The 13,647-nt window shown below is 52.0% G+C and carries 11 protein-coding genes; 9 read left to right on the plus strand and 2 right to left on the minus strand.

Going from position 1 to position 13,647, the window contains the following annotated elements; all coding sequences use genetic code 11:
- Positions 1–176: 176 nt before the first annotated feature.
- The 3 genes from gatB to proC all read left to right on the plus strand — a co-directional run bounded on the left by gatB (position 177) and on the right by proC (position 3,691).
- The gene (gene gatB, locus B156_RS0113525; RefSeq protein WP_018620268.1) at positions 177–1,655 is read left to right on the plus strand and encodes an Asp-tRNA(Asn)/Glu-tRNA(Gln) amidotransferase subunit GatB; all 1,479 of its coding nucleotides are present in this window, start codon (positions 177–179) and stop codon (positions 1,653–1,655) included.
- Between the two features lie 5 nt (positions 1,656–1,660).
- The gene (locus B156_RS0113530) at positions 1,661–2,797 is read left to right on the plus strand and encodes a TlpA disulfide reductase family protein (protein ID WP_018620270.1); all 1,137 of its coding nucleotides are present in this window, start codon (positions 1,661–1,663) and stop codon (positions 2,795–2,797) included.
- Positions 2,798–2,887: 90 nt separating this feature from the next.
- Positions 2,888–3,691 carry a pyrroline-5-carboxylate reductase gene (proC, locus tag B156_RS0113535; RefSeq protein ID WP_018620271.1) on the plus strand — a complete coding sequence of 268 codons (804 nt, stop codon included), beginning with the start codon at positions 2,888–2,890 and terminating at the stop codon, positions 3,689–3,691.
- Positions 3,692–3,823: 132 nt separating this feature from the next.
- Here proC and B156_RS0113540 read toward each other — a convergent pair whose 3' ends face one another.
- Both B156_RS0113540 and B156_RS0113545 read right to left on the minus strand, forming a co-directional pair.
- Positions 3,824–6,340, minus strand: a complete 2,517-nt coding sequence (locus B156_RS0113540) for an ABC transporter permease (protein ID WP_026260816.1) — start codon at positions 6,338–6,340, stop codon at positions 3,824–3,826.
- A gap of 179 nt (positions 6,341–6,519) precedes the next feature.
- The gene (locus tag B156_RS0113545) at positions 6,520–7,239 is read right to left on the minus strand and encodes an ABC transporter ATP-binding protein (RefSeq protein WP_018620275.1); all 720 of its coding nucleotides are present in this window, start codon (positions 7,237–7,239) and stop codon (positions 6,520–6,522) included.
- A 78-nt stretch (positions 7,240–7,317) separates the two neighbouring features.
- Here B156_RS0113545 and B156_RS0113550 point away from each other — a divergent pair, with 78 nt between their 5' ends.
- The 6 genes from B156_RS0113550 to B156_RS0113575 all read left to right on the plus strand — a co-directional run bounded on the left by B156_RS0113550 (position 7,318) and on the right by B156_RS0113575 (position 13,637).
- Positions 7,318–8,046 carry an arylesterase gene (locus B156_RS0113550; RefSeq protein WP_018620277.1) on the plus strand — a complete coding sequence of 243 codons (729 nt, stop codon included), beginning with the start codon at positions 7,318–7,320 and terminating at the stop codon, positions 8,044–8,046.
- Positions 8,047–8,885: 839 nt separating this feature from the next.
- A complete protein-coding gene (locus B156_RS0113555; RefSeq protein ID WP_018620278.1) occupies positions 8,886–9,929 on the plus strand; it encodes a hypothetical protein in 1,044 nt (347 codons plus the stop codon).
- A gap of 47 nt (positions 9,930–9,976) precedes the next feature.
- Positions 9,977–10,693: a hypothetical protein gene (locus B156_RS0113560; protein WP_018620280.1), complete on the plus strand. Its 717-nt coding sequence runs from the start codon at positions 9,977–9,979 to the stop codon at positions 10,691–10,693.
- Between the two features lie 69 nt (positions 10,694–10,762).
- Positions 10,763–11,605, plus strand: coding sequence for a YjbH domain-containing protein (locus B156_RS0113565; protein ID WP_018620281.1), 843 nt, complete (start codon positions 10,763–10,765; stop codon positions 11,603–11,605).
- On the plus strand, positions 11,598–12,806 hold the full coding sequence (locus B156_RS0113570) for a YjbH domain-containing protein (RefSeq protein ID WP_040585604.1): 1,209 nt from the start codon (positions 11,598–11,600) through the stop codon (positions 12,804–12,806). Before B156_RS0113565 ends, B156_RS0113570 begins: the two co-directional genes overlap by 8 nt.
- 27 nt (positions 12,807–12,833) lie before the next feature.
- Complete coding sequence (locus tag B156_RS0113575; protein ID WP_018620283.1) at positions 12,834–13,637, plus strand: polysaccharide biosynthesis/export family protein; 804 nt, start codon at positions 12,834–12,836, stop codon at positions 13,635–13,637.
- Positions 13,638–13,647 lie beyond the last annotated feature (10 nt).

The following is a 13,647-nucleotide window of genomic DNA, read 5'->3' on the forward strand; positions in this document are numbered from 1 at the left end:
GGTTAGTATTCGTGAAGCAACACGAACTTGGATTTAGACGATGAATCCCTGAAAAGTAGACACCTTATAGACTACGTATTTACTATTTGGTCAGTTTATACAGTTCTGAAAAGTCATCGGCACCCGGGTCTGTTTTATTTCTGCCTATCTTTGCTTAAAATTAGTACACTCTGCCAATGGTCGTTGAAGCAACCCTTTCGTCAGCTATTCTCTCCCACTATGAAGTTGTTGTCGGGCTGGAAATACACTGTCAGTTGCTTACGGAAAGCAAAATTTTTGCGTCTGATGCCAATGCGTTTGGCGCTGAGCCGAACACCCATATCAGCGTTATTACCCTGGGGCATCCGGGTACATTACCCAAACTGAACCGGAAAGCGGTTGAGTACGCCATCCGGATGGGGCTGGCCTGTGGCAGCGAGATTACCCGCCATAACGTGTTTGCCCGGAAAAATTATTTTTACCCCGACCTGCCCAAAGGCTACCAGCTGTCGCAGGATAAAGGGCCGATTTGTGTAGGGGGCGGGATGCCGATCACGGCTAAAGACCCCCAAACCGGCACCCCGTATCAAACAACCATTCAGCTTCACCACATTCATCTGGAAGAAGACGCCGGTAAATCCATTCATGATGATTCGGGGGTGACACGACTGGACTATAACCGGGCCGGAACACCCCTCATTGAAATGGTGACGGAACCCAGTATTCGCACCGCCGATGAAGCCGGGCAGTACCTGGCCGAGGTCAGGAAGCTCGTTCGTTACCTGGACATCTGCGATGGGAACATGGAAGAAGGCTCGCTGCGCTGCGACGTGAATGTTTCTATCCGGCCTAAGGGAGCTACGCATCTCGGCACGAAGGTTGAAGTGAAAAACCTGAACTCAATCCGAAATGTGATGCGGGCCGTTGACGGCGAATTTATCCGGCAGGTGCAGCTAACCGAAACGGGCGGACGTATCGTGCAGGAAACCCGCACCTTCGATGCCGCCACGGGCCTAAGCTATGCCATGCGCGAGAAAGAAACGATGAACGACTACCGCTACTTTCCTGACCCCGACCTCACCCCCGTAGTGGTATCGGACGAGTGGCTGGCCAGCGTTCGGGCAAGTATGCCCCTGCTTCCGGCAGCACGGTACCAGCAGTTTATGAGTACGTACGGCCTGCCCGATTATGATGCCTCGGTACTGACCGATGCCCGCGAGCTGGCCGATTATTTTGAAGCCGTTTGTGCACACACGACCAAGTACAAAGCGGTATCGAACTGGATAATGGGCCCGGTGAAAGGGCAGTTGACCGAAAAAATGCTGCGCGACCGTCAATTTCCGGTTTCTGCCGAACGACTGGCTACGCTGATTACGTTGATAGAGGAGGGAACCGTGAGTCAAACGGCTGCTCAGCAGGTATTTACGCTTATGGTCGATCAGCCGGACGCGTCACCTGTGGAACTGGCCCAACAGCGTGGCCTCATTCAGAACCGCAATACCGATGCGCTCCAAACGTTGGTAGAAGAGGTGCTGGCAAGCTGGCCCGACAAAGTAGCCCAGTACCGAAAAGGCAAGAAAAACCTGTTCGGGCTGTTTGTGGGAGAGGTGATGAAAAAGTCGAAAGGCTCGGCCGACCCCAAACTGGTCAATGAGTTATTAACAAAGACATTATAGACACGATGAGAAACCTTATTTTTAGTCTGGCCGGTTTGCTGGTCATCAGCTTTACTGCCCGCGCCCAAACCCCGAAAACGTTTACCGTTACCGGGAAAGTAACGAAGGCAACGCCGGGCCGTTATGTGTATCTGGAAACCAACGCCCAGCCAACCCGTAAGCTCGATTCCGCCAAAGTAAACACCGACAATACGTTTACCTTGACCAGTAACGTGGCTGAGGGTGGGGAAGTGTTTATCCTCAATGTGGGTGGCGACCAGAAAATGGCCCTGCTGGCAGAAGGGGGCGAAACGCTGAACGTGCAGGCCGACGGGTACCGGATGGATGGGAAAACCGGCCAACTGGGGAAATCAATCGTGACCGGCTCCAAAAATATGGAGTACTACGAAAAACTCATGGCTCTGCGGACCGAAATGGAAGCGAAAGTGACCAACTGGAACAAGCAGATTGCGGCTGCCACCGAGAAAAAAGACAACAAGAAAATTGCCCAGATCGAGCAGGAGTACCAGACGGCCGAACAGGAAGTTGTCAATAAAGTAAAGGCTATGCTGCCCGCCATGGGTACATCGCTGGCGTCGTTGTTTGCACTCAATTTCATCAATATCGACACGGACTTTGCCGTTTACGATGAGATGGCGCAACGCTTCGAAAAAGAAAACCCGAACAGTCCCCATGCCAAATCGCTGATTGGCCGGGTGGCCCGTATCAAAGGCGTGTCGGTGGGAGCACCGGCTCCCGAAATTGCCCTGAGTGACACGACCGGAATGCCCGTTCCGCTGTCGTCCCTGCGGGGTAAGTACGTACTGGTCGATTTCTGGGCTTCGTGGTGTGGTCCCTGCCGAAACGAAAATCCCAACGTGGTTCGGATGTATAACAAGTTTAAGGATAAGGGCTTTGCTATTTACAGCGTTTCGCTCGACAAGGATAAAAATAGCTGGACAAAAGCCATCCGTAACGACAACCTGATCTGGACGCATGTATCGGACCTGAAATTCTGGCAGTCGGCGGCAGCTCAGCAATACGGTGTTCAGGCCATTCCCGCTACGTTCCTGCTCGACAGAACCGGTAAAATCATTGCCAAGAATCTGCGGGGAGATGCACTGGAGCAAAAACTGGAAGAAGTTCTCAAAGGAGGTCAGTGAGTTGGCCCTAAGTCATTAGTTTTGCAGGGTCGGGCGAAAGCCTGACCTTTTTTGTTTTGTCTCTGTCATGGCCGAAGCCATGAAACAACTATGAAAATTGCCATTGTAGGGTGCGGGAATATGGGCATGGCCTTTGCCAAATCGTTTTTACAGTACGATCTGGTGAAAAAAGATGACCTGCTCCTCATTGAGAAAAGCAGTGACCGTTCCGAGTCGTTGAAAGCCGAGAAAGCGGGGGTAGTGGTTGAAACTATCGGGCCGCACGTTGGCGAAGTGGACCTGATTATTTTGTCGGTGAAACCGCAGGATTTCAATAGCGTACACGAGTCATTGCGGGCGGTGGTTCAGCCGCATCAGGTAATCCTGTCCATTATGGCGGGCATTCCCATCGGGCAGATTCAGGCGAAACTAGCTCATCCGCTGGTGGTGCGGGCCATGCCCAACACCCCGGCAATGCTTGGCATGGGTATCACGGGCTTTACGGCGGCCAAAGAAGTAGACTTAACCAGTCTGCGCCGGGTAGAGAACCTGATCAATGCCACAGGGCGGTCGATATTTCTGGAAGACGAAGCCATGCTCGATGCCGTTACCGCGCTGAGTGGCAGCGGCCCCGCTTATTTTTACTACGTGGTGAAGGCTATGGTCGAAGCCGGAAAACAAATGGGCTTCAGCGATGCAGTGGCTTCTCTGCTGGTAAAGCAAACGATGCTTGGCTCGTACCACCTGATCAACAATGCCGATAAATCGCTGGACGAACTGATCAAGGCGGTCGCTTCCAAAGGGGGCACAACGGAAGCCGCCCTGCGCACCTTTGAAACCGGCGCCTTATCCGATACGCTGGTAGCCGGTATTAAAGCCGCCCAGGTACGGGCTACCGAGTTGTCGGAAGGGTAGGGGAATGGCAACAAATTTTCCGTAAGCGGGCGATTTAAATCGCCCGCTTACGGAAAATTTGTTGCCTAACCGGAAGTAGTGAGCCACGAAGTTCGCTGGGTTGTTGTATACCAGCAAGCTGTTCCGAGTTGATTACACCTCGGCCCGCAGCACCTCCAGCGGTGGTTTTACCAGTACATCGCGGCTGTTGAAAACTCCAATCAGGATGGTTAGTCCCGTTACAACGAGGGTGATAACCAGCAGCGGCAGGGCATCGGGTCGGTAGGGTACCTCGAACACGAAACGGGCTAACCCCCAGGTCCCGGCTATCGACAGTAAAATACCGGATAGGGCTGCTACAAATCCTAACAGGCTGTATTCCAGAAACGTAATGCCCAAAATCTGGTTTCGGCTGGCCCCCAGCGTCCGGAGCAGCACACTCTCGCGGAGCCGCTGAAACTTGCTGATGACCACCGAACTGGCCAGCACCAGCAGACCAGTCAGTATGCTGAACAGGGCCATGAACTGGATAACGAAGGAAATTTGAGCCAGAATTTCATCAATTGTTTTTAGTATCAGGCCGAGGTCGATGGCGGAGACGTTCGGGAATTGGCTCACAAGTCCGCGCTGTAATACGGCCGAGGTTTGATTATCGGGCACCCGCGTCATTAGCACGTGAAACTGGGGCGCCTGCTCCAGAATACCGGAAGGGAAAATAACCAGAAAATTAGTCTGGACCCGGTTCCATTCCACCTCGCGGGTGCCGCCTATAATGGTTTGAACAGGCGCACCCTGCACGTTGAAGTTCAGGGTATCGCCCAGCTTGAGGTGCATTCGCTCGAAGAATCCTTTTTCGATGGAAATATAACTGGCCCCACCGAACTGATAAGGGACTTTCCCCGACACCAGCTTCTCCGACGAAATCAGCGAGTCACGGTAAGTAACCCGGTATTCGCGGGTGAAGGCCCACTTCGGCGGTTTCTGGGTTGTGTCTTTGCGGACCGTTTCGCCGTTTTTTCCATTGATATCCGTCAGGCGCATGGTCACTACCGGCACCTCCTGCAAAATCGGTAAGTGCTGCGCCTGCACCAGCGATTTGACGCCCGCCAGTTGCTCATTCTGAATATCGAACAGCACCATGTTGGGTTGCTTCCCGCTGCCCGATAATTCTACCCGGCCCAGCAGCAAACCCTGCGTAAGGTACAGGGTCGCGATGAGGAAAGCCCCCAGACCAATGGAGGTTATCAGGATAAGGGTCTGGTTGTTGGGTCGGTACAGATTGGCCAGACTTTGCCGCCAGGTATAACTCCACGAAGCCGGGAAAAAACGCCGTACCAGTCCGATCAGGCCCAGACCAATCGCCGTCAGCAATCCGAAGGCCACGACCAGGCCACCCGTGAAGCCAACGGCTAATCGCAGATTGCTGGTCTGCCAGTACGCGAAACCAACAATAAAACAGACAACGAGTCCGTAAACCAGCCAGCGCAGGGGATCACGACCCTGCAAATCATCTTCGTACGAGGTACGCAGCGTACGCAGAGGAGACACGTTGCGAATAGCAAGGAGCGGCAGCAGGGAGAAAAGAACCGAGATTAATAAACCCGTACCGATGCCGCCCAGAACGGCGGGGCCGGAAAGAGCCGTATCGACGGTGATGGGCAGGAAATTGCCAAAGATGCGGGGAAGCAGTAACTGCACCACCGATCCCAATACAGCCCCGACGGTGGCACCAATCAGCCCCATAAGGGTCGTCTGGTACAGGTAAATCAGGAATGCCTGCCGACCACTGGCACCCAGCGTCCGCAGAATAGCCACCGAGGCTACCTTCTCTTTTACGTATAACTGCACGGCACTCGCCACACCGACACAACCCAGCAACAGTGCCACGAAGGCCACCAGGCTTAGGTACTTAGTGAGGTCGGCGAAGGAGCGACCGGTCTGTTTTTTGCGTTCGGTAACGGTATCGTAATTGATTCCTTCCTTATCCAGCCGGGCAGCCAGGGGTTTAATAAACGTATCGGCATCGACCGCACTGGTTGCTTTGTCCGGTGCCAGCTGGTAATAGTACTTATAAGCGATGCGACTACCCCGCTGTAGCAGACCCGTACCGGCCAGAAACTGGTTGGGGATAAAAACGGTGGGGGCCACGGTTGCCGCAATGGCCGCCTGCCCCGGCGTTTTTGTCACCCGCCCCACAATGAGGAACGACAGGTTGCCCACCCGTACCGAATCGCCGGGCTGGGTGCCCATCTGAATCAGCAACGCATCATCGACCAGGGCTACCCGGCTGGTAGCCTGCCGGAAGGTCTGAACAGCCGATGCAGGCTGCACTTCCCAAGTGCCGTAGAACGGGAAGTTACCCTGTAACCCTTTTACCTGTGCCAGCCGGACCCCGCCATTTTTGGGTGTGGAAACCAGCGAAGCAAATGACACTTCGTACGCCCGGTCGCGCCCCAGTGTTTTAAGCAACTGCTGCGTTTTGGCAGAAGGCGCCCGCGTCCAGGAAAGAGTCAGGTCGGCCCCCAACAGTTCGCGGGCCTGTTCGTCGATGCTGCGGGCCAGGTTATCGCCAAAGGAGTTGATGGCCACCAAAGCGGCAATGCCCAGCACAATGGCCGACATAAAAAGTAATAACCGTTGTCGGCTTCGGCGACTGTCGCGCCACGCCATTCGGAAGAGCCACATTTTTTAATGAGTGAAAGAGTGAATGACAGAATAAGAGAATGAGTAAATGAGAGGGTGATAGAGTGAGTTTTTGTCATGCTGAGGCACGAAGCATCTTCGGTAAGAGCAAGAAACGTCCGGCATCACCCAAAGATGCTTCGTGCCTCAGCATGACAGAAAACCTTTCACTCCGCTTCGGCGTTCCGGTTCACTCTTTCGCCGATTCGCTCTTTACTATCAGCGATGACGGTTCCGCCTTTTACGCGGATGACGCGCTGGGTACGGGCGGCCAGTTCCAGGTCGTGCGTAACCAGGACGAGCGTGGTGCCGGCTTCGCGGTTGAGTTCAAAAAGTAAGTCTACTACGGTAGCACTGGTGTCGGCATCGAGGTTGCCGGTGGGCTCGTCGGCGAAGAGCAGTTTGGGGCGGTTGATGAAGGCGCGGGCCAGCGACACCCGTTGCTGCTCTCCCCCCGACAACTGCGCGGGGTAATGATGCTCCCGGTTGCCCAGGCCCACCCGTTCCAGTAGCGCCTGCGCCGTTTTGGCCACATTTTTCTCACCCCCCCGCAACTCCAGCGGCACCATCACATTTTCGAGGGCCGTGAGGGTGGGCAGCAGCTGAAAATTCTGGAAAATAAACCCCACATGCTGATTCCGGATAGCCGCCCGCTGATCTTCCGTCAGGGTATCCAGCCGGATGTCGTTCAGGTAGACGCTTCCCGATGAGGCCCGGTCCAGCCCGGCGCACAAACCCAGCAGGGTTGTTTTGCCACTACCCGACGGCCCCACAATGGCGAACGTATCGCCCGGTTCCAGCGTGAAATTGACGCCCTGCAAAACGGTCAGGGCACGACCGCCACTGGGGTATGTTTTGGTGAGATTTTCGACGTGAAGAATTGACATAAACAAAAACCGGTTGACTTCTCTTTACTTTTTATAGCGCTTTTACAGTGCTTACACCTACTAACTAACGTCCTGTTTATGAAGTTCTGTTTCAATCGCCAAACCTCCGGTTCTGTGATAAGCGGCCTGTTGCTCATCCTGACGGTCTGGGGCTGTAATACGTCCGATTCAAAAACCAGTACTGACAAGGCAGGCACTACCTCAACCGCAAGCACCCCGAAACCAGCGGATACCACCCGGAAAAAGATTATCCTGTTTTACGGGAACAGCCTGACGGCTGGCTACGGCGTTGAGCCCTCACAGGCTTTCCCGGCCCTGATTGGTCAGAAGATCGACTCCGCGGGGTTGAACTACACCGTAGTGAATGCCGGGCTGAGCGGAGAAACGACCGCTGGGGGCAAAAGCCGGATTAGCTGGGTCATGCGTCAGTCCGTTGCGGTATTTGTGCTCGAGCTGGGGGGGAACGACGGACTGCGGGGGCTACCCGTATCGGCGACCCGGCAAAACCTCCAGGCAATCATCGATACGGTCCGGCAGAAAAGCCCTCAGGCTACCATCGTGCTGGCGGGTATGCAGATTCCGCCCAACATGGGAACGACCTACACGAAGGCATTTCGGTCGCTGTTCAGAGAACTGGCGGACAAAAATCAACTGATCCTCATCCCTTTTTTACTGGAAGGCGTGGGCGGGGTGGCTTCATTGAATCAGTCTGATGGCATCCATCCAACACCGGCTGGGCACAAAATCGTGGCTACTACTGTGTGGGAAATCCTGAAACCGGTGCTTACGAATGAACCGAACGGGTGATTACAGGCACTGATTTTTCGGCGATCAGGCTGGAGTGATCCGCCATATCTAAAAAAAGACACTAATTGTTTAAGAGCTGTGAGGGAATGGAGATTAAAAAGAGATTAAAAATTTAATGCCTATTTAACCTTATTGTAACCAACTCTGTAGACTAATCTTGTTAAACAAGTGTCGTTTTATGATTTTTTTAATAAATGATATTTTTCAATAAAGAAAAAAAAGGAAATAGGGATCTATGTTTATATATCGCATCGTTAATCTCTATGTAACGTAACCAGGTTGAAAAGTAGTAACAAGTTTGAATAGGAAATTTCTCAGTATGTTTGCTACTGAAAGCAAGCATAAGCTTGCCTTGCCTCGTACCATATTAATTACACGCACCATGATAATGTCAACGCTTGCTTTTGTAGTATCTGGCTCGCCCTCTTCTGCCAGACTGGACAAGAATTCCCTTACCCATAAAACCACGGGAAACGTACTAGGTTCATATACGGCGTATTTCCCCTTTCGGATTTAATTCTCGGATATTTTTTGTTTTTGACAAATAGTAACATTAAGTTTACTGTCAATACATCCAGCTAACCCAATAGAAATACATACTACCCGCTTGTTGTACGACGACATGTACCGGCTGAACTATGTATTGTCAATCAAATCAACTACCCCCAGAGAATAAACAGTGATTAAACGTTACCTACTTCATGTGCGCACACAACGCATGCTGATCGATACCCACGCTGGTATCAATGAATCTGGTATGGACGCGGAGTCCATGTGTTTTCAGCGTTTTCCTAATCAATTTTTCATATCACAACCTTTAGATTAAACTTTACTTTTACATGGGACCATTCAAATCAAGTTTCAAAACGCTTTTCTATGGGGTATGCCTGGCGGCTGTCCTGTACAACTGTAAAACAAAGGACGTTGATTCGCTCACGCCTTTCGCCTACACCTTCAAGGGCTTTGACGATGTCAAGCTGCCCGAGGTAAAGGCAACAGAACCAGCCGCTGTATCGGTGACGCAGGCTACAGTATCCCCCTCTGTAGCGACTGCCGCCGTTGCCAGCGGATTGGCTGGTATCAAGGCCTCGGGCCAGATCCCGGCCGCTGTTCAACAGGCTACGGATGATATCGGTAAGGTCGTTTCCGACGTAAAGGCCGATCAGCTGATTGCCGCCTTTACCCCCACGGTGCTTGACAACGTGGCTAAAGGTGGTACGCTCCCTGCGGCTCTCCAGGCCGAGGTAACGGCTATGGCCACTGACCCGGCACTGAAGGCTTACTTTCCAACCTTTACCCTGCCGGTTGTCGATGGAAAAGCAGTAGGCGGACGGGCAGGGGTAATCGTTGAGGCTATTGCCGTTGCGCACGCTGCCCTGGATCAGGATGCCTGCAAAGCAGCCGCCACTACAGGATACAATACCGCTTTGGCCGCGCTGACTAAAGTGAAGGAAGCGCAGGTGGCCCAGATCAAAAGTATTTATGATCAGCGCAGTGGTGCTACCAAAGCCGATGTAGCCCCCTGTAAAAGTACAGCGACCTCTAACTATAATAGTCAGGTATCAGCCCTCAATACAGCAAAAGATAAAATGCTGGCCGATCTGGACGATGCTAAATCTGTCCTGAGTGATAAACAGTACAAACTGTTAAAAGTATTGATTTTTAGCTCGTACAGCGATACCATGTCTATACTGGATACCGTAAGAAAATCGTCTGATAAGGCATGCGATAGCATCAGTGATTCCAAAGATGCGAAAGCTGCCAAAGCGCGGGATCAAGATCTGGACCAGATTAACAAAGAGTACAATAAAGCGGCCGATGCCCTGAAAGCTGCGCTTGCCAAAGCCGTTGCCAGCTGCCACAACCAGGGTAACGGGGGTTGATTTGTAAACCCATCCATTCACTACCTACTATCAAAAAATAGCGAACCATGACTAAAAATTCTATCCTTGTTGCCTTCGTGGCCGTGTTTGGCGGCCTGCTGGCACTGCCCGCTCAGGCGCAGGTCAACCTCAAAAGTATCAGCATCGGCGCCAGCTACTGGAAGCCATCCCTGGACTATTGGAACACTAAATCCAACCTGGTAGACTTTAATAACGGTGCGGGTGCCACGCTTTCGGGTAAAATCATGCCGACAGCCGCGCTGGAAATCGGGCTGGTAAAAGGCCTGTCCCTCGGTGGCCGGGTGGGAATCTGGCAGAGTTCGGCATCCAGCCCGCTGAGTATTGCGGGTATCAGCCGGACCGAAAAACTGACGGTATCGATAATCCCGGTTTCCCTCGACCTGAAATATACCTTTGAACCGGCGGCCGTAGCGGCCAACACCGAAGAGAGTCCGAAAAGTGCTTTCCTGACCCCCTACATTGGGGTGAGTGTTGCCCGCTATTTTGTTACCAACAAGTTTGACCGGCAGGTAACCGGTGCTGCCGGATCGGTGAACGAAACCCAGACGGGGAACAACTACGGGGTGCAGGTATTTGTGGGAGCGGAGAAGAAACTGGTCAAGATGCTGTACGCAGCACTCGACGTGCGGTACCACCTCGGCAACTACAATCAGGTGGTGAAAACGGAAACGACCAGCACCATCGAGAAAGTAAGCCTGAACGGGGTAGAAGCCGGGCTCTCTCTCCGCCTGAAGTTCAACTAGGAAAAATGAATTTGATGGGGTACTTACCTTTTGATTCGTACTACCTAATCTGGTAATCAGTCTATTTCTGTGGCAAACGTATACTTATATCCGTTCACGAAAAGCAACCTGGCGAAGACCGTTCACACGGTTTTTGCTATGGTGCTTTTTCTGATGTGGATAGGGTGTCCGACGGTACTCCAGGCACAGGTAAATATTTCCGGAAAGGCGGGTTTGTTATATATACCATCCGCAGAGGTAGTAGAAGACGGGACTTTTTCGGCGGGGTATGCCTACAACCCTGTTAACTACGCGATCAAGTTTAACAAGCGAAATTCAGAAAGTATTTACTTCGTCAATCTGGTGGTACTTCCCCGGCTTGAAGTAAACATCAATCTGCTGCGGCCCAACGGCTCCATACCCTTTAAAGAAGGGGGAATTGGTGATCGGCAGGTGGATCTGAAATATGTGTTCATGACCGAGAAGGGAAAGCGCCCATCCATGGCGCTTATTCTGTCTGCTCCCTTTGGAGTTGATAACTCATTGATTACCGAAGCTATAGTAGCAACGAAACACATGCCCGTTACCCGGTCTATTACGGCTGCTGTTACTATCGGGATGGGTAGTCCTTATTCGATAGGACGACGCACGAATACAAATGATATTCTATCGGATTTTAAAATCTACGATAAACGGGATTTGCCTTACTATTACCTGTCCGGGCCCTTTGGGGGCGTTAAATTTGATGTCGCTAAAAAAGGGGGCATCATGGCAGAATGGGATTCCCAGCATCTGAACGTAGGTGCCTATGCGCTATTATTTGGTCACTGGACCATACAGGCCGGTTTGCTGAATGGAGACCAGTTTACGGCTGGTACTTCCTATTCGTGTCCGTTGCTTCGCCTACCAAAACGATTCAGAAAGCATGAATAAGCGTGAGGGCATAAAGCAACAGGCAAAAATCCTAACATTGAGTGGTAACAGCACTCAAAGGGGGAAAATACGTTTGTTAATGCCGGGGGCCTGGCACCTCTTTACGCTGGGATGTATGGTGTGGCCAATACGCGAAAGCCTGGCACAACGTAAAAATGGATTGTCGGACTACGAAAACATGACCGTCGATAGTACACAGCACCGGGTCTATTACGAGCAGCGGCTATATCGGAATCCATTGATAGGCATACTGGGGCTAGCCGAAGCATTGCCGAAACAGGATATTGATACGTTTGTACCCCTGTTTCAGGGAGTACCCATTGCACAGTATCGGCTGGGAACTACGGTGAGCACCACAACAATAACCAAACCGGAACGACAGGAATGGAGAAAAACGCACCCGTTCAACAGCCGGAATTATAAGTTCGACTTTCGGCTACAACCGGAATTTATTGCCCAGTTTGGGTTTCGGGAGCAGGTGGTAGAGAGCAAAACCAACCTGCTGCTGCAAAGCCAGTTGTACCTGAGCCGGGGCCTGGTATTGAACTGGGGAATTCTGTTCCCGATTGTCAATCAACTGGACAATCAGGCGCTGAATGTACGGCCTGCCCCTATTTTCCTGAATCAGTTTCTGGCGCTGGACGGGGTGAATTTCGTGAGCCTGTCGGCGGGTTTGTTCTACAATGATCAATACGGCGTGAATGTGCAGTATCGTCACGTCGATCTGACAAAAAACTGGTCGTTCGGGGTGGAAGCGGGGTATACCGGTTTTTACTTCTTTCCAAAGAATGGATTTTATTACCAGGCACCCGAAAACCTTATGCTGTTGGCCGACGTGGCCTATCGGATTCCAAAGCAGGATATCACGCTGAAACTGTCGGGGGGGCAATACATGTACCAGGACCGGGGGGTGCGGTTTGATTTTATCCGGCAGATGGGCAGTGTGGAAGTAGGCTTTTTTACGACAAAAACGAGTAACGGAACCACAGGTGGCTTCAATTTTGCTACCCCTATTCCGCCCGGACGAATTGCCCGGACACAGCGGGTACGACTCCGGACAACCGAAGAGTTTCGTTGGGAATATGCGTACACAAGAGGGTACAACATTGCTTCCCGGTATCGAGTGGGATATCAACTGGACGCATTACTTCGGCAATACCACAGTAGATACCTGCAAAATCAATACCGACAGTATCAGTAAAATCAAGAGTAGTACAACAACAATAGTATGACGTTACGTGAAGTGCAAGCCAAAGCAGGGTATTTAGTTATCGGACTGTGCATATACCTGACCGGCTGCGTATCCAGTAAAGAACTGGCCCTGTATCAGGCGGATAGCCCCGGAAAAGATTCCATGTCCCTGGCTCCCCGGTTTATCCCGACCATCAAGGTTGGAGATGTGTTATCGGTACAGGTAAGCAGTTTAAGCCCGGAGGCAACGACCTTTTTCAATCCGTATGCGCTGATGACCGCCACATCGGGAACTACAGCTATGCAAAATTCTCCGACTACGCCTATGCCGTATACGCCTGGCTACATGGTAAGCGAAGAAGGACAGATTGAATTACCGCTGATTGGCGCACAGGCGGTGCAGGGATTGACCAACACGCAGGCAGCTGCCCTGATCCGAACGAAATTGCTCGACTTTTTGAAAGAGCCAACGGTGAACGTACGAAACCTGAATTTCCAGATTTCGGTATCGGGTGAGGTAGCCCGGCCGTCCCTGTTTTCGATACCAAACGGTCAGATCTCCTTACCGGCCGCGCTGGGCCTGGCCGGTGATTTGACCATCTACGGTCGGCGGACCAATGTACTGGTTATCCGGGAGGAAAATGGACAGCGCACCTTTAACCGGATCGACCTGACGAAGCGGGATGTGTTCAACTCTCCCTATTACTACCTGCATCCGAATGATGTGGTGTATGTAGAACCCGGTAACGCCCGCGTGGCCAGTGCCGATCGAACGTACCAGATCTTACCTATCATTATCAGTGCCCTTTCCTTTGTTGCCATTATCGTTAGCCGTTTTTAACTCACACGAA

The sequence above is a fragment of the Spirosoma luteum DSM 19990 genome (assembly GCF_000374065.1).
Lineage (GTDB): Bacteria > Bacteroidota > Bacteroidia > Cytophagales > Spirosomataceae > Spirosoma > Spirosoma luteum.

Excerpts from the sequence above, each read along its gene's own strand:
- B156_RS0113570 (WP_040585604.1), top strand. The coding sequence starts at position 11,598 with ATGAATAAGCGTGAGGGCATAAAGCAACAGGCAAAAATCCTAACATTG.
- B156_RS0113560 (WP_018620280.1), top strand. The coding sequence starts at position 9,977 with ATGACTAAAAATTCTATCCTTGTTGCCTTCGTGGCCGTGTTTGGCGGC.
- gatB (WP_018620268.1), top strand. The coding sequence starts at position 177 with ATGGTCGTTGAAGCAACCCTTTCGTCAGCTATTCTCTCCCACTATGAA.
- B156_RS0113575 (WP_018620283.1), top strand. The coding sequence starts at position 12,834 with ATGACGTTACGTGAAGTGCAAGCCAAAGCAGGGTATTTAGTTATCGGA.
- B156_RS0113555 (WP_018620278.1), top strand. The coding sequence starts at position 8,886 with ATGGGACCATTCAAATCAAGTTTCAAAACGCTTTTCTATGGGGTATGC.
- proC (WP_018620271.1), top strand. The coding sequence starts at position 2,888 with ATGAAAATTGCCATTGTAGGGTGCGGGAATATGGGCATGGCCTTTGCC.
- B156_RS0113545 (WP_018620275.1), bottom strand. The coding sequence starts at position 7,239 with ATGTCAATTCTTCACGTCGAAAATCTCACCAAAACATACCCCAGTGGC.
- B156_RS0113540 (WP_026260816.1), bottom strand. The coding sequence starts at position 6,340 with ATGGCGTGGCGCGACAGTCGCCGAAGCCGACAACGGTTATTACTTTTT.
- B156_RS0113550 (WP_018620277.1), top strand. The coding sequence starts at position 7,318 with ATGAAGTTCTGTTTCAATCGCCAAACCTCCGGTTCTGTGATAAGCGGC.
- B156_RS0113530 (WP_018620270.1), top strand. The coding sequence starts at position 1,661 with ATGAGAAACCTTATTTTTAGTCTGGCCGGTTTGCTGGTCATCAGCTTT.